The sequence below is a fragment of the Mycolicibacterium houstonense genome, assembly GCF_900078665.2.
Taxonomy (GTDB): Bacteria; Actinomycetota; Actinomycetes; order Mycobacteriales; family Mycobacteriaceae; genus Mycobacterium; species Mycobacterium houstonense.
On the sequence record NZ_LT546207.1, the window covers coordinates 5,282,456 to 5,297,016 of the forward strand.

A 14,561-nucleotide genomic window follows, 5' to 3' on the forward strand; every position below is an offset into this window, starting at 1 on the left:
CGCGCCGAGCAGCGGCCGCACCATCCCGCCGCCAAGAAGGCCGCGAAGGCGGCGCGCCAGGCGCAGGGCCGGCACCGCAAGACCGACGACACCGAGTTGGTGCTGGGCCGCAACCCGGTCGTGGAGTGCCTGCGGGCCAAGGTTCCGGCCACCGCGCTGTACGTCGCGCTGGGTGCGGAGGCCGACGAGCGGCTGACCGAATCCGTTCAGATCGCCGCGGACCGGGGCATCTCGATCCTCGAGGTGCAGCGCCACGATCTCGACCGGATGAGTAACAACACGTTGCACCAGGGCCTGGCCCTGCAGGTGCCGCCGTATGACTACGCCCACCCCGACGACTTGTTGAAGGCTGCTCGCGAATCCGGGGAGCCCGCACTGTTGGTGGCGCTGGACAACATCTCCGACCCGCGCAACCTGGGTGCCATCGTGCGGTCGGTGGCCGCGTTCGGTGGGCAGGGTGTGGTGATCCCGCAGCGCCGCTCGGCATCGGTCACCGCGGTGGCGTGGCGCACCAGTGCCGGGGCCGCGGCCCGCACGCCGGTGGCGCGGGCGACGAATCTGACCCGCACGCTGAAGAGCTATGCCGACGCCGGTCTGCAGATCGTCGGTCTCGACGCCGGTGGTGACACCACGCTCGACGAGCTCGAGGGTTCGGGGCCGATGGTCGTGGTGGTCGGCTCGGAGGGCAAGGGTCTGTCGCGGCTGGTGCGCGAGAATTGCGATGCGGTGGTGTCGATCCCGATGGCGGGGCCGACGGAGTCGCTGAACGCCTCGNGGGGCCATGCCTACGCCTCCGGCGGCGACGTCTACTTCGACGTGCTGAGCCTGCCCGAGTACGGCGCGCTGTCCGGCCACCGCATCGACGACGTGCACCAGGGTGAGGGCGTCGCGACGGGCAAGCGCGACCAGCGCGATTTCACGTTGTGGAAGGGCGCCAAGCCCGGCGAGCCGTCCTGGCCGACGCCATGGGGGCGGGGGCGCCCCGGGTGGCACACCGAGTGCGTGGCGATGTGCGAGGCCTACCTGGGCGCGGAGTTCGACATCCACGCCGGCGGCATGGACCTGGTGTTCCCGCACCACGAGAACGAGATCGCCCAGGCGTGCGCCGCGGGCGACGGGTTCGCCCGGTACTGGCTGCACAACGGCTGGGTCACCATGGGTGGCGAGAAGATGAGCAAGTCGCTGGGCAACGTGCTCTCGATTCCGGCTGTGCTGCAACGGGTTCGGGCCGCCGAGCTGCGCTACTACCTGGGCAGCGCGCACTATCGGTCCATGCTCGAGTTCTCCGAGAACGCACTGCAGGACGCGGTGAAGGCCTACAGCGGCATCGAGGACTTCCTGCACCGCACGCGCAATCGGGTCGGCGCCGTCGCCGTCGGCGACTGGACCCCGAAATTCGCCGCCGCGCTCAACGATGACCTCTCGGTGCCGATCGCGCTGGCCGAGGTGCACGCCGCCCGCGCCGAGGGCAACCGGGCGCTGGATGCCGGTGATCACGACGGCGCGATGGCGCAGGCCACCTCGATCCGGGCGATGATGGCCATTCTGGGCTGCGANTGCCGACGCCGGTCTGCAGATCGTCGGTCTCGACGCCGGTGGTGACACCACGCTCGACGAGCTCGAGGGTTCGGGGCCGATGGTCGTGGTGGTCGGCTCGGAGGGCAAGGGTCTGTCGCGGCTGGTGCGCGAGAATTGCGATGCGGTGGTGTCGATCCCGATGGCGGGGCCGACGGAGTCGCTGAACGCCTCGGTGGCCGCCGGGGTGGTGCTGGCCGAGATCGCCCGTCAGCGCCGCAGTCTTTAGCGCGAGCGGGGTCTCAGGCCCGGCGCGGCTTGCGCAGCGTGAAGCGGTCCACCGGCGTCGACTCGCCGAACGGGCCGTCGACCGCGAAATAGGTTGCCTCGATCGAGGTTTCACCGCCAGGCGAGCCCGGATCGACATCGAACATCACGAAGCCGTAGGGATGGTCGATGTCACGGAACTTCGACCACGGCGCCGCCTCGCTGACGTAGGTGGGGGTGCGCTTGCCGACGGCCGGGTCGAGTGCGCCGACACCGGTCAGCACCCGGCAGCGCGGTTCGGGGAAGAACATCCGGTTGGACGGGATGGAGGTTCCACCGCCGCCGATCACCAGATGCACGGTGCCCCTGCGGGTATCGATGGTGTCGGCGTGACCGTCGACCGGGATCGGGGTCAGCGTGTCGGTCGGCAGGGCGCCGCGGATCGGGTGCGAGCGCTCGTAGTGGTGCTCGTGCCCGCACACCACCAGGTCGACGCCGTACCGGTCGAACAACGGCAGCCAGTTCTCCCGGATGCCGAGGTCGGCGCCGTTGGTGCGGTCGGCGGTCGACACCGCGGTCTGGTGCATGCACACCACGATCCAGTCGATTCCGGTGTCGCTGCCGGCCGATTCGAGTTCGCGTTCCAGCCAGCGTTTCTGGGCGTGGCCCGAGTAGCCGCGGACATACGAGTTGCCGCCGTCCTGGTAGCACACGTCGTCATTGTTGAGACTGATCACCCGCACCGCGCCGGCGGTGAACGCGTACCACATGCCGCGCAGTTCGTCGTCGGCGCCGGAATCCGGTAGGGCGAAGTAGGTTTGGTAGGCGCCGTAACCGATCGGTCCGTTGCCCAACTCGTTCTCGTGATTGCCCGCCGCGGGCATCCAGGGCCGGTGCCTGGCCGAGCGGGAATTGTTCTCGAACCAGTTGGACCAGGTCCTGACCCGGTCGCCGGACAGGTTGGCGTAGCAGAGATCGCCGTTGACGAGGTTGAAAAGCGGCCGCACGTTCTCGACCGCAGTGGTGATGTCGCCCGCGGCGGGTGAACCCAGGCTGTCGCTGCCGAACGCCTGGGCCACCATCGCGTCCAGTGTCGGGGTGGACTGATCGCCGAAGCTGGTGAACCGCAACGGGGCCCGGCCGCGCGGTGCGGTTCGCGCTGTCCCCAGCTCAGGGCTGGCGCCGTCGTGCACCGCGGCGTAGATGTAGTCGGTGTCGGGCAGCAGGCCGGTCAGCCGCGCGTGGTGGACCCGCACCTCGGTCTTCGACTGTGCGTCCCGGTAGGTGACGGTGTCGGCGCTCACGGTTGCACCGAAGCCGTCGTGCGGGGTGCCGAACATGACCCGCGGGTTGCCGACGCGGGCGACAGTGTGCCAGGACACCACGACCTCGGACGACGCGTCCGCGCCGTATTGCAGGTGTAGTCCGCCGACCCGGGGTGCGTCGCTGCGGTCCTCCCGCTGCCACAGCTCAGGCCCGGACGAGCGGATCAGACCGTTGGTGGCCGCTCCGGCGCCGGCGCCGAGAATCGCGGTGGTGCCGCCGACCAACAGCAACGTTCGCCTGCTCACTGGCGCGGTGTCGTTCACCCTTGCCGTGCTACCGGGTCAATGCGAACGAAGTGGCACCGGCACGTTAACGGTGTCGCCTATCCGCCGCCGAACACCCGCAGACCGAACCACAGTGCCAGCACACTGGCCACCAAGGTGAGCGGTGTCGTCACCAGCCCGACCCGGCTGAACTCGGTGAATCTGGCAGGCAAACCGGCGCGGTGAACCACATTGCGCCACAGTAGGTTCGACAATGAGCCGAGGTAGGTCAGGTTCGGCCCGATGTTGACCCCGATCAGCACGGCGAGTACCGCACCGGGCCCGGATGCCACCACCAGCGGAAGCAGCACAAGCACGGCGGGAAGGTTGTTGACCAGGTTGGCCAGCACCGCCGCCACCGCGGCGAAGCCCAGCAGCGCCGGTAGTGAGTCGCCGACCGGCAGCACCCCGCGCATGGCGTCGCCCAGGCCGTTCTGGACCACGGCATCGACCACCACGCCCAGGCACAGCACGAAGGCCAGGAACGGTACGTTGACCGCCCGCGCGATGCCGCGCACCGTGCTGCGCCGCTGGGCGAGGCTGCGGACGAATCGTGGGNGTCAGCACGCTCGAGCTCGACATCGTGCTGACCAAGGACAAGCAGCCCCTGGTATGGCATGACCCGCGCATCGATGAGACCAAATGCACCGATACCGGACCGGCGTTCCCCGGGGATCCGATGTATCCGTATGTGGGGAAGCTGGTGCACGAGCTCACGCTCGAGCAGATTCGCACACTTGACTGCGGCAGACTGCTGAGCGGGTTTCCCGATGCTGAAGTGGTGCACGGCAACAAGATTGCCGTGCTGCCCGAGGTGTTCTGGCTGACCGATTCCTATCACGCCGACGTGCGGTTCAACATCGAGACCAAGATCGAGGCGGACAAACCCGAAACGTCGGCCACACCAGAGGAGTTCGTGGACGTCATCCTGGACGCCGTGCGTGCGGCGGGCAAGGTCGACAAGGTGGACATCCAGAGCTTCGACTGGCGCACCCTGCCATTGGTGCAACGGGCCGAGCCCTCGATACCGCGGGTGGCGTTGTGGGATGAGACGACCTGGGTGCCCGGCACTCCGTGGCTGGGCGGGGTTGATCCGGCGACGGAAGCTGACCCGATCGCCGCCGCGATGTCGGTGGGCGCCACGGTGCTTTCACCCCAATATCGGCTGGTGGACCGGGGTTTCGTGGAGCGGGCGCACGCGCTCGGCGTGAAGGTGACACCGTGGACCGTCAACGATCCCGGCGACATGCGGGCGCTGATCGCAGCCGGCGTCGACGGACTGATCACCGACTACCCGACCCGGCTGCGCGGTGTGTTGGCGGCGCTGGGTATGCCGCTGCCGCCGTCGTATCGGCTCAGCTGAGCCAGGGATCGGCCCGTTCCCACAGCGTGGGCAGGTGCAGGCTGACCTGATCGCGTTCGGCCAGGCGGGTCAGCACGCGCATCGACACGTCGAGGTCGTCACCGGCAAACGGCAACGCGCGCAACGGCTTGTGCAACGGGCGGAAGAAGTCGTCCCAGTGGATCAGCACCACTCGCCGGGCCCCGACTGTGCGCACCGTCTCGGCCCAGTAGTTCTCGAAATACTGTTCGGGCTGCAGGCCGAGCTGACCGATCCCGAGGTACACCACCTCGGCGCGTTGCCCCGCCAACGCCCCGGGCACCGCGCCGGCGCTGCCGACGATCAACATGCTCCGGTCGCTGGGCCGATGACGCACCAGGGTCGACCAGGCCTCGCCACACTTGTAGGCCGAAACCTTCACCGGCGGTACGACGGGCGTGGTGATGACACCCGGGAAGCGGTCCGGTGGGCAGTGTTCGGACTCGAACAGCGTCACCTCGAAAGCGCCGAGAGTTTCCGCTTCACCCGGGGTCACGGTGACGATCCGATCAGGGGCCAGGCCGCCGCCGGCGCCGACCTGCGCGGTCGAACTGCCGCCCACCAGCTTGGCGCCGGTGCGGTCGGCCACCACGGCCGAATCCATGGCGTGATCGAAGTGCGTGTGTACTGGTAGCACCGCCTCGAGCTTGTCGATGCCCAGCCGGGCCAAGCTGCCGTCGATGCGGGGCAGCGACGGGGTCAGCTTGCGCAGGCCGACGCTCAGCAGATCCGGCCGGGAGAAGAACCCGTCGGTCAGCACCGCCGACGTGCCGTCGGACACCAGCAGGGTGCTGACCCCGGCCCACGCGACGGTGACCGGTGATTGCGGTGTGGCCGACGGGACATCGAAGAACCGCGCATAGGGGGCCAGGTCGGGTCTGCCGGGCTTGAGCCGCATGGGGTCAGCGTAGAGCTACCTCTGCCCGTATCGACGCCGGAACTTCTCCACCTGGCCGGCGGAGTCGAGGTGGCGTGCGGTGCCGGTCCAGAACGGGTGGGAGTCGCTAGTGACGTCGACGACGATCAGCGGGTAGGTCTTGGTCCCATCCGGGGTGGGCCAGTCGATGGTCCGGTCGCTGGTGGCCGTGGATCGGGTGAGGAACTGGGTGCCGGTCGCGGCATCCTGGAACACCACGGGGTGGTAGTCGGGGTGGATTCCGGGTTTCACCGGGATTCTCCTTCCTGGTGGGCGTCCTGACGGACGGAAGCGGGTTCGTCGGTTCCGGGCTGGCAGGGTTCTTCGTGCCAGTCGCCGAACGGGTCCGGGTAGTCGGCCCATTGGTCGGGCCGGGCCAGTTCCTCGTCGGTCAGCAGCGCGGCGTCCAGTGCCTCGATGATTTCGCCGGGCCGGGCGCCGCAGACCAGGACGGTCAGCGAGATGTGGCGATCACCGAACTCGGGGTGCCAGTCGATTGCCGCGATGGCCCGACGTTCGGGGTCGGTGTAGGCCAGTTCGGTGGAATCCATGGCCGCCAGCCATCTTCCGGCATTGCTGAAATGCATTCCGCCGCCGGCGGATTCGATCCACATGACGTCGGTCGGGCGGTTGGCCAACCAGGCCCGTCCGCGGGTGCGCACCACGCCGTCGAGCAGGGCGTCGATCGCGGTGTGCAGGCGCTGGGGGTGAAATGGTCGGCGCGCGGCGAATTCGACGATGATGACCTCGTCGTCGGGTTCCAGCGGAGGTTCGCCCGCCAACAGCGGATCGTGCGGGGCANGCTTGTCGATGCCCAGCCGGGCCAAGCTGCCGTCGATGCGGGGCAGCGACGGGGTCAGCTTGCGCAGGCCGACGCTCAGCAGATCCGGCCGGGAGAAGAACCCGTCGGTCAGCACCGCCGACGTGCCGTCGGACACCAGCAGGGTGCTGACCCCGGCCCACGCGACGGTGACCGGTGATTGCGGTGTGGCCGACGGGACATCGAAGAACCGCGCATAGGGGGCCAGGTCGGGTCTGCCGGGCTTGAGCCGCATGGGGTCAGCGTAGAGCTACCTCTGCCCGTATCGACGCCGGAACTTCTCCACCTGGCCGGCGGAGTCGAGGTGGCGTGCGGTGCCGGTCCAGAACGGGTGGGAGTCGCTAGTGACGTCGACGACGATCAGCGGGTAGGTCTTGGTCCCATCCGGGGTGGGCCAGTCGATGGTCCGGTCGCTGGTGGCCGTGGATCGGGTGAGGAACTGGGTGCCGGTCGCGGCATCCTGGAACACCACGGGGTGGTAGTCGGGGTGGATTCCGGGTTTCACCGGGATTCTCCTTCCTGGTGGGCGTCCTGACGGACGGAAGCGGGTTCGTCGGTTCCGGGCTGGCAGGGTTCTTCGTGCCAGTCGCCGAACGGGTCCGGGTAGTCGGCCCATTGGTCGGGCCGGGCCAGTTCCTCGTCGGTCAGCAGCGCGGCGTCCAGTGCCTCGATGATTTCGCCGGGCCGGGCGCCGCAGACCAGGACGGTCAGCGAGATGTGGCGATCACCGAACTCGGGGTGCCAGTCGATTGCCGCGATGGCCCGACGTTCGGGGTCGGTGTAGGCCAGTTCGGTGGAATCCATGGCCGCCAGCCATCTTCCGGCATTGCTGAAATGCATTCCGCCGCCGGCGGATTCGATCCACATGACGTCGGTCGGGCGGTTGGCCAACCAGGCCCGTCCGCGGGTGCGCACCACGCCGTCGAGCAGGGCGTCGATCGCGGTGTGCAGGCGCTGGGGGTGAAATGGTCGGCGCGCGGCGAATTCGACGATGATGACCTCGTCGTCGGGTTCCAGCGGAGGTTCGCCCGCCAACAGCGGATCGTGCGGGGCAGTCGTCCGTCCGCGCCGGCTGTCCGGTTCGAGGTGGGCCAGGGCGAGCTCGACCCGTTCGGGACCGACGGTGATCCGGGCGCGGGGCGCCAGGCGGCGCAGCACCGCGAGGGTGGGGGCGTCGGGCTCGTTGAGCACCAGCACATCGGCGAATTCGGCCTGGCCGACCACCACCTGGGCGACGGTGCGTCCGTCGGCCAGTTCGTCGTCGCCGATGGCTTGTTGCAGCCAGACGGTCGCATCCAGGCACGCGATCACTGCCTCGATCTCGACATCGCGGGCGGCCGGGCCGTCGATATAGCCCGGGCCGACGCTGACCCGGATGGTGTCGATCGCCCAGCACACCGGCTCGGCCTCCAGCCAGGGCATCAACTGGACGACGATTCGGTCCACATCGCTGCGCCGGTGCAGGCGCCGCAGCAGGATCAGCAGGTCGTCGCGCACGGTGCAGGACACGCAGCCGTGGGAGAGCTCGAGGGCGAGTTCGGAGGCGCCGCCGGCATCGGACACCGTCCGCAACACGACCTGGCCGTCGAAGGTGTGACGCACCAGCACTGTTCCTGGCTTGCGGCTCAATTCGGCCGCCACGCCGTCGGGTTCGCCTTGCCCGGCGATCAGCACTACAGGGGTTCGCACCGTACCTCCTCCCGGGAGAACTTGTTGTTGAAAACGATTATCATTATCGTAAGTACGATACCTCATCCAAAGGAGACCGATGTCCGCCCACTGCCAAGTCACCGGGAGATCGCCCGGGTTCGGCAACACGGTGTCGCACTCGCACAAGCGCAGTCGCCGACGCTGGAACCCCAACATCCAGACCAAGACCTACTTCCTGCCCTCCGAGGGGCGCCGGATCCGGCTGCGGGTCAGCGCCAAGGGCATCAAGGTGATCGACCGAGACGGCATCGAGGCCGTCGTGGCCCGGCTGCGTAGCCAGGGGGAGAAAATCTGATGGCGCGCACCGATATTCGGCCGATCGTGAAACTCAAGTCCACCGCGGGGACCGGCTACACCTACGTCACCCGCAAGAACCGGCGCAACGACCCGGACCGGATCGTGCTGCGCAAGTACGACCCGGTGATCCGCCGCCACGTCGACTTCCGGGAGGAGCGCTGATGGCCAAGGTGTCCAAGATCGTCAAGAACGAGCAGCGCCGCCAACTCGTCGAGCGTTACGCAGAACGTCGCAACGAGCTCAAGGCCGTGATCCGCAATCCGGAGAGCACGCGCGAGCAGAAGCAGGCCGCGGTATCGGCGCTGCAGCGGCTGCCGCGTGATTCGAGTCCGGTCCGGCTGCGCAACCGGGACGCCGTCGACGGCCGACCGCGCGGGCACCTGCGCAAGTTCGGCCTGTCGCGGGTCCGGGTGCGCGAGATGGCGCACCGCGGTGAACTCCCCGGCGTGCGGAAGTCGAGCTGGTGATGGCCAAGTCCGGAAAAGATTCCAAGAAGCGCCTGCGGTCGACCGACGTCAAGAAACCCAGGCGCAATCAGCTGGCCGCGCTCGGAGTCACCGAGGTCGATTACAAGGACGTGCAGCTGCTGCGCACGTTCATCAGTGAGCGCGGCAAGATCCGGTCCCGGCACGTCACCGGCCTGACCCCGCAGCAGCAGCGACAGGTCGCCGCGGCGATCAAAAATGCCAGGGAGATGGCGCTGCTGCCGTACGTCGGCAACCGCTGACCTACCATCGACGGCGATAGGGCGACTGCGGATCGCGGAAGCCGGTGTGAATCCGGCGCGGTCCCGCCACTGTGATCGATCCTCAGCTGCTGAGAATCGAGAGCCAGATACGCACCGCAGTCGCCACCTCGCACGCGCTGGGGCGGATCTCCCCGGAGAGGATGGGTAGGCCTGTGGCTGCTCGTTGGATCGTCGCCGGGCTGACGGCGCTTTTGGTATCGGGATGTGGATCGGGCGCCCCACCGCCCGCCGAGAGTGCGGCGGCGGGCTTCCCGGTCACCGTGGACAACTGCGGCGTCAGCACCACCTACGAGCGGCCGCCGACCCGGGCGGTGGCACTCAACCAGCATGCGATCGAAACGCTGCTGGCATTGGGACTGGAAAAATCGATGGTCGGCACGTCCTACCTCGACGACCGGATCCTGCCCGAATATCAGGCCGCCTATGACGGGCTGCCGGTGCTGGCCAAGGAGTACCCGTCCTACGAATCGCTGCTGGCCGCCGAACCCGATTTCGTCTACGGCGGCTGGGACAGCGCTTTCGACGAGAAGGAGGGCCGGGGCAGGCAACGGCTGACCGACGCCGGGGTCCACACCTACCTCAACATCGAGGACTGCCTGGACAAGCCGGTCAGCCTGGCCACCGTGGACGACGAAATCCGCAATATCGGAACGATTTTCGGTGTCACTGACCGCGCCGAACAGCTGATCTCACAGATCCGCGGCGAGCTGGGGCGGTCCGCGGACAAACTGCGTGGGGTCGACCCGGTCCGGGTCGGCGTCTACGACAGCGGTGAGGCGACGGTGTTCACCTCGGGTGGCAAGGGCATCGGTAACCGGATGATCGAAGCGGCGGGCGGAGTGAACGTGTTCGCCGATGTGCCCAAGGTCTGGGGCGATGTGTCGTTCGAGCAGTTCGCCGAGCGCGCGCCCGAGGTCGTCGTGATCTACGACTACGGTGACCAACCGGTCGAGGACAAGAAGAGATTCCTGACCGAACACCCGCTGCTGCAACATGTTCCGGCAATCCAGCAGCGGCGGTTCGCCGTGCTGCCGCTGTCGTCGGTGGTGGTCGGGGTGCGGGCGGGCCGAGCCGTCGAGGCGCTGGCCCGGCAGCTGCACCCGGACCGGTTTTCGTGATCTCCTACCGGGTGGTCGTGGCCGGGCTGGTGGGGCTGTTGGTGGCGGCGATGACCGCCGGCGTCGCGATCGGCTCGGTGTCCATCGCGCCGGGCCAGGTGTGGGCCATCGTCCTGCACGCCGTCCACCCGGGCCTGGCCGAGCAGACCTGGCCCGCGGTCAGGGAGTCCATCGTGCTGGATGCCCGACTGCCACGGGTGGTGCTGGGTGCGGTGATCGGCGCCGGACTGGCCGCGTGCGGCATGGTGCTGCAAGCCGTGGTGCGCAACCCGCTCGCCGATCCCATGCTGCTCGGGGTGTCCTCGGGGGCCGCGGTCGGCGCCGTCGCGATGTTGGTGCTCGGCGCCGGTGCGCTGCAGATGCTGACGCTGCCACTGGCGGCCTTCCTCGGCGCCTTCCTCGCGCTCGTGGCGGTGTACTTCCTGGCCCGCTCGGGCGGACGGATGACGACGGTGCGACTCGTCCTGGCCGGAGTGGCGGTGGCCGAGGTGCTGTCGGCGTTGGCCAGCCTGCTGATCGTCACCTCCGACGATCCGCACAAGGCGCAGGCCGCGATGCGGTGGATGCTCGGTGGCCTGGGCGGCACCACCTGGCGCATGGTCTGGGTGCCCGCCGCCGTGGTGTTCGTCGGCGTGCTGGTGCTGCTGGCCGTCACCCGGTCGCTGAACCTGCTCTACACCGGCGAGGAGGCGGCCGCCTCGCTTGGTCTGGAGGTGCACCGGTTCCGGGCGGCGATGTTCGTGGTGGTCGCGCTCATGGTCGGAGCCATGGTCGCGGTCAGCGGAACCATCGGGTTCGTCGGGCTGATCATGCCGCACGTGGTGCGCCTGCTGGTCGGAGCCGACCACCGCAGGGCGCTGCCTGCCGCGGCCCTGTTGGGAGCGGCCTTCCTGGTGCTGTGCGACATTGTGGCCCGGACCGTGGCCGCCCCAGAGGAACTGCCCGTCGGGATCCTGACCGCGCTGATCGGCGGTCCATTCTTCCTGTGGCTGATGCGGCGAAAGGCCCGGACATGACGGCGGCGGTGGCGTTCGACGCGGTGTCGGTCTCGGTACGGGGCCGGCGGCTGATCGCCGATATCTCGCTGTCGGTCAGCCCGGGGGAGATGCTGGCCGTGGTCGGACCCAACGGGGCAGGCAAGACCACGCTGTTGCGGACGCTGTACCGAGCCCAGCGACCGAGCACCGGCCACGTTCTGGTCGATGGCACCGACGTGTGGAAACTGCCGGGCAAGCAGGCCGCCCGCCGGATTGCGGCGGTATTGCAGGAAGCCACCGGCGATTTCGAGCTCACCGTGTTCGACGTGGTGGCCATGGGCCGCACCCCGTACAAGCGGTCGTTCGAGGCGGACAACCTCGAGGACCGCGCGATCATCGGATCGGCGCTGGCGGCACTGGACATCGCCGAACTGAGCGGGGCCCGGTACGGCCGGCTGTCCGGAGGTCAGAAGCAACGCGTGCTCATCGCGCGGGCGCTGGCACAACGCACGCAGGTGATCGTGGTGGACGAGCCGACCAACCATCTCGACCTGCGCCACCAGCACGAGGCGCTGCACCTGTTGCGGGAGACGGGGGCGACGGTGATCGCCGCGCTGCACGATCTCAACCTCGCTGCCGCCTACTGCGATCGGATCTGTGTGCTCGACGCCGGTCGCGTGGTGGCCGTCGGTACCCCGGCCGAGGTGCTGACCACCGGCCTGCTGGCCGACGTCTACGGGGTCGACGCCCGCATCACCCACGATCCCGACCACGGCGTGCCACAGCTCGCGGTGCTGCCGAGAAAGGCCGCGGCACGGTGAACATCGAGGCCGCACTCGCTGAAAGTGCCTCGTACGGTGGGTTTTTCGCGATCACCGTGGGTGGGGATCCCGACGGCTGGATACCCGTGCGGCGCTGCTACGCCGACGGCTGCGCGGACCTGGTCCGTACCACGGCCGAGCGCTATGGCACCACTGACCTACGGATCAGCGCATCCCTGGTCCAGTTCAGCCACGCATCGCGGCTGTGGTCACCGATCCTGGCGACCGCCCTGGGGCACGGCGTACTGCCCGATCTGGGCGATCTCCAACGTGCCCGTACCGGAACCGATCTCAGGCTGCCCGCGCCGCGAGGTCGAGCCGTCGATCGTGACCGGTCCCTGCCGGAGCAGCTGTATCGCCTCGTCGTCGAGGACCACCTGGAGCCACTGGCCGCGGGGCTGCGGGTCAAGATGGCGCCCGGGCTGCTCTACGGCAATGCCGCGGCGGCCCTGGTCGCGGCGGCCGATCAGCTGGCGCGCGCCCGCCCGGAGTTACACGCCGAGGCTGTTGCGATGGTCGAATCACTTTTGGCCACCGGCAAACTGGCCCGAAGTGGCGAGCTAACCGGCCTATCCTTCCGGCGGCGCAGTTGCTGCCTGTTCTACCGCACCCCGGGCGGGTCGTATTGCGGCGACTGTGCGCTGGCCGGGCGAAAGGCCACGCGTCAGTAGGCGTAGGGATGCTTCGGCGGATCGGTGCGGGTCACACTCAGTGCCGTCATGGTGGGGATCGTGCTGCGGCTCGAATCGCCTTGCCCCGCAGGAACGGTGCCCTGGACCTTGATCCAGGTGTTCTCCGGGTAGCCGGCGAGCTGGGCGGCCGCCGGCCCGGAAAGGTGAATGCGGGCCAGTTGGGCGTCGGCCGCGCAGCAGATGATCACCACCCGGGCCAGGTCGGTGCGGTCACCGTCGCGCATGGTGAACCCGGTGACGGTGATCGTGCGGTCGTTCAGGGTGTTCGCGCTGTCCTGCGCGACGCGGATCAGCACGTCGGGCAGCGAGATCTCGGGTGCCGGGCCGCCGGGGAGGGGTGGGAACGGGCGCCGCAGCACATCGGTGGACACGGCCGTCACCGACGCCGCCTGCGGCCGGATCGCCGGTGGCACCACGAAGGCCAGCAGCGCGATCGGGATGAGCAACAGCCAGGCCGCGCCGCGGGAGTGCGGATGGTCATGGGCCTCCCCGGAGCCGTCGTCATGGCCGCCGCGCCGGATGTCGCGCACGATCGAGGCCAGCGCCAGCAGGATCAACAGCACCGAGGTGGCCGCCAGGTACGGCAGCAGGGACGGTTTCACGTACCGGGTGAAGACGCCGGTGACGGTGATGATCGCCGTGCTGACCCCGATCAACAGCAGTAGGGCATTCTCGGTCTCGCGGCTCATCGGGCTCCCAGGACCAACAGGCCCACGCCGGTCGCGACCACCGTGGCGACCAGGAAGGTGGTGGGCGCGAACCGGACCGCGAAGGCACGACCGAACATTCCGGCCTGCATCGCGAACAGTTTGATGTCGACGGCGGGCCCGACCACCAGGAACACCAACCGTGGCAGCAGCGGCAGCATGGTCAGGCTCGCCGCGACGAACGCGTCGGCCTCCGAACACAACGCCAGGACCACGGCGAGCAAGGCCATGGTGATGACACCGAGCACGATCTGCCCGGCCAGGTGCTCGTACACCCAGGCCGGAACCAGGACGTGCAGGGCGGCCGCGGCGGCCGCCCCGATCACCAGGTAGGACGCCGCGGACAGGAAGTCGTGGCGCGCCGCTTCGGTGAACACGGACCACCGGGATTCGTCGTCATGGTGGGGTTTGGGCAGGCGGCGGGTGATCCAGTCCGGCTTGCCGAACCGGGCCCACAGGGTGCCCATGATGAGCGCCGTGAGCAGCGACGCGGCACACCGGGCGACCACCATCTGCGGATGCCCGGGGAAGGCCACGGCGGTCGCGACCAGTACGACGGGGTTGACCGCGGGCGCCGCGAGCATGAAGGTCAGCGCCGCCGCGCCCACCGTGCCGCCGTCACCGAACAGCCTGCGCGCCACCGGTACCGAACCGCACTCGCACCCGGGTAGGGCCGCGCCCCCGATGCCCGCGGCCAGGATGGCCGCGCCGGTTCGTCTGGGTAGCCAGCGCGCCAGCCGGTCGGGCGTGACGAACACCGCGATCAGCCCACTGATCACGACGCCCAGCGCCAGGAAGGGCAAGGCCTGTACGAACACCCCACAGAACACCGTGGCCGCTGTCGCCACATCGGGCGTGTTCTCGACGAACGCGCGCAGCGTGTTGCCGGCCAGCGCGAGGGCGAGGACGCCGAACACGAGTACCTGCATGGAACTCGGCCGCCAACGTGTCACCGCCGGGTTCGCCACCACGGCGGACATGATGCCAGCCGTAGTTGGGGCAC

At 68.9% G+C, this 14,561-nt stretch carries 16 protein-coding genes, 5 pseudogenes and 1 riboswitch; of the genes and pseudogenes, 12 read left to right on the forward strand and 9 right to left on the reverse strand.

From position 1 onward, the window contains the following. From rlmB to BN4332_RS26600, 3 pseudogenes are all read left to right on the forward strand, one after another. Positions 1-774, forward strand: a pseudogene (gene rlmB, locus BN4332_RS26590) (23S rRNA (guanosine(2251)-2'-O)-methyltransferase RlmB); the annotation flags it as partial. Positions 775-777: 3 nt separating this feature from the next. Further along, positions 778-1,554: pseudogene (locus BN4332_RS26595) on the forward strand (class I tRNA ligase family protein); the annotation flags it as partial. 4 nt (positions 1,555-1,558) lie between these two features. Beyond that, a pseudogene (locus tag BN4332_RS26600) lies at positions 1,559-1,804 on the forward strand (TrmH family RNA methyltransferase); the annotation flags it as partial. 13 nt (positions 1,805-1,817) lie between these two features. Here BN4332_RS26600 and BN4332_RS26605 read toward each other — a convergent pair. Both BN4332_RS26605 and BN4332_RS26610 read right to left on the reverse strand, forming a co-directional pair. Then, entirely contained in the window at positions 1,818-3,353 is a 1,536-nt protein-coding gene (locus tag BN4332_RS26605; protein ID WP_235654208.1) for a purple acid phosphatase family protein, read from the reverse strand. 77 nt (positions 3,354-3,430) lie between these two features. Then, positions 3,431-3,919 (reverse strand): annotated as a pseudogene (locus BN4332_RS26610) (ArsB/NhaD family transporter); the annotation flags it as partial. Positions 3,920-3,930: 11 nt separating this feature from the next. Here BN4332_RS26610 and BN4332_RS26615 point away from each other — a divergent pair. Then, positions 3,931-4,734, forward strand: a pseudogene (locus BN4332_RS26615) (glycerophosphodiester phosphodiesterase family protein); the annotation flags it as partial. Here the strand turns inward: BN4332_RS26615 and BN4332_RS26620 are convergent. The 5 genes from BN4332_RS26620 to mrf form a co-directional block, all read right to left on the reverse strand. Further along, positions 4,727-5,650, reverse strand: a complete 924-nt coding sequence (locus BN4332_RS26620) for an MBL fold metallo-hydrolase (RefSeq protein ID WP_066902419.1) — start codon at positions 5,648-5,650, stop codon at positions 4,727-4,729. The pseudogene BN4332_RS26615 and the gene BN4332_RS26620 sit on opposite strands and share 8 nt — an antisense overlap. Positions 5,651-5,665: 15 nt before the next feature. Then, positions 5,666-5,920, reverse strand: coding sequence for a type B 50S ribosomal protein L31 (locus BN4332_RS26625; RefSeq protein WP_066902420.1), 255 nt, complete (start codon positions 5,918-5,920; stop codon positions 5,666-5,668). After that, entirely contained in the window at positions 5,917-6,723 is an 807-nt protein-coding gene (locus tag BN4332_RS26630; RefSeq protein WP_435405182.1) for a CobW C-terminal domain-containing protein, read from the reverse strand. Before BN4332_RS26630 ends, BN4332_RS26625 begins: the two co-directional genes overlap by 4 nt. 15 nt (positions 6,724-6,738) lie before the next feature. Beyond that, entirely contained in the window at positions 6,739-6,993 is a 255-nt protein-coding gene (locus tag BN4332_RS26635; protein WP_066902420.1) for a type B 50S ribosomal protein L31, read from the reverse strand. Further along, positions 6,990-8,177, reverse strand: a complete 1,188-nt coding sequence (mrf, locus tag BN4332_RS26640) for a ribosome hibernation factor-recruiting GTPase MRF (RefSeq protein WP_066902421.1) — start codon at positions 8,175-8,177, stop codon at positions 6,990-6,992. Before mrf ends, BN4332_RS26635 begins: the two co-directional genes overlap by 4 nt. A gap of 79 nt (positions 8,178-8,256) precedes the next feature. Here mrf and rpmB point away from each other — a divergent pair, with 79 nt between their 5' ends. From rpmB to BN4332_RS26680, 8 genes are all read left to right on the forward strand, one after another. Next, positions 8,257-8,493 (forward strand): 50S ribosomal protein L28, encoded by a 237-nt coding sequence (rpmB, locus tag BN4332_RS26645; RefSeq protein ID WP_066902422.1) that lies wholly within the window; start codon positions 8,257-8,259, stop codon positions 8,491-8,493. Continuing rightward, the gene (rpmG, locus tag BN4332_RS26650) at positions 8,493-8,657 is read left to right on the forward strand and encodes a 50S ribosomal protein L33 (RefSeq protein WP_003882496.1); all 165 of its coding nucleotides are present in this window, start codon (positions 8,493-8,495) and stop codon (positions 8,655-8,657) included. The genes rpmB and rpmG overlap by 1 nt, the downstream gene beginning before the upstream one ends. Further along, positions 8,657-8,962 carry a 30S ribosomal protein S14 gene (gene rpsN / locus BN4332_RS26655; protein ID WP_066902423.1) on the forward strand — a complete coding sequence of 102 codons (306 nt, stop codon included), beginning with the start codon at positions 8,657-8,659 and terminating at the stop codon, positions 8,960-8,962. The genes rpmG and rpsN overlap by 1 nt, the downstream gene beginning before the upstream one ends. Next, positions 8,962-9,222 carry a 30S ribosomal protein S18 gene (gene rpsR, locus BN4332_RS26660; protein WP_066902462.1) on the forward strand — a complete coding sequence of 87 codons (261 nt, stop codon included), beginning with the start codon at positions 8,962-8,964 and terminating at the stop codon, positions 9,220-9,222. The genes rpsN and rpsR overlap by 1 nt, the downstream gene beginning before the upstream one ends. An 11-nt stretch (positions 9,223-9,233) precedes the next feature. Next, positions 9,234-9,355: riboswitch (cobalamin riboswitch) on the forward strand. Between the two features lie 40 nt (positions 9,356-9,395). Beyond that, positions 9,396-10,361: an ABC transporter substrate-binding protein gene (locus BN4332_RS26665; protein ID WP_235654209.1), complete on the forward strand. Its 966-nt coding sequence runs from the start codon at positions 9,396-9,398 to the stop codon at positions 10,359-10,361. Between the two features lie 50 nt (positions 10,362-10,411). Beyond that, positions 10,412-11,377 carry a FecCD family ABC transporter permease gene (locus tag BN4332_RS26670; RefSeq protein ID WP_084459422.1) on the forward strand — a complete coding sequence of 322 codons (966 nt, stop codon included), beginning with the start codon at positions 10,412-10,414 and terminating at the stop codon, positions 11,375-11,377. Further along, complete coding sequence (locus BN4332_RS26675; RefSeq protein ID WP_235654210.1) at positions 11,347-12,159, forward strand: ABC transporter ATP-binding protein; 813 nt, start codon at positions 11,347-11,349, stop codon at positions 12,157-12,159. The genes BN4332_RS26670 and BN4332_RS26675 overlap by 31 nt, the downstream gene beginning before the upstream one ends. Further along, positions 12,156-12,830, forward strand: a complete 675-nt coding sequence (locus BN4332_RS26680; RefSeq protein WP_066902426.1) for a (2Fe-2S)-binding protein — start codon at positions 12,156-12,158, stop codon at positions 12,828-12,830. The genes BN4332_RS26675 and BN4332_RS26680 overlap by 4 nt, the downstream gene beginning before the upstream one ends. On the opposite strand, the gene BN4332_RS26685 is transcribed toward BN4332_RS26680, so the two are convergent. Continuing rightward, positions 12,824-13,540, reverse strand: a complete 717-nt coding sequence (locus BN4332_RS26685; protein WP_066902427.1) for a TIGR03943 family putative permease subunit — start codon at positions 13,538-13,540, stop codon at positions 12,824-12,826. The two genes, BN4332_RS26680 and BN4332_RS26685, sit on opposite strands and share 7 nt — an antisense overlap. Next, a complete protein-coding gene (locus tag BN4332_RS26690) occupies positions 13,537-14,538 on the reverse strand; it encodes a permease (protein WP_066902428.1) in 1,002 nt (333 codons plus the stop codon). The genes BN4332_RS26685 and BN4332_RS26690 overlap by 4 nt, the downstream gene beginning before the upstream one ends. Between the last annotated feature and the right edge of the window lie 23 nt (positions 14,539-14,561).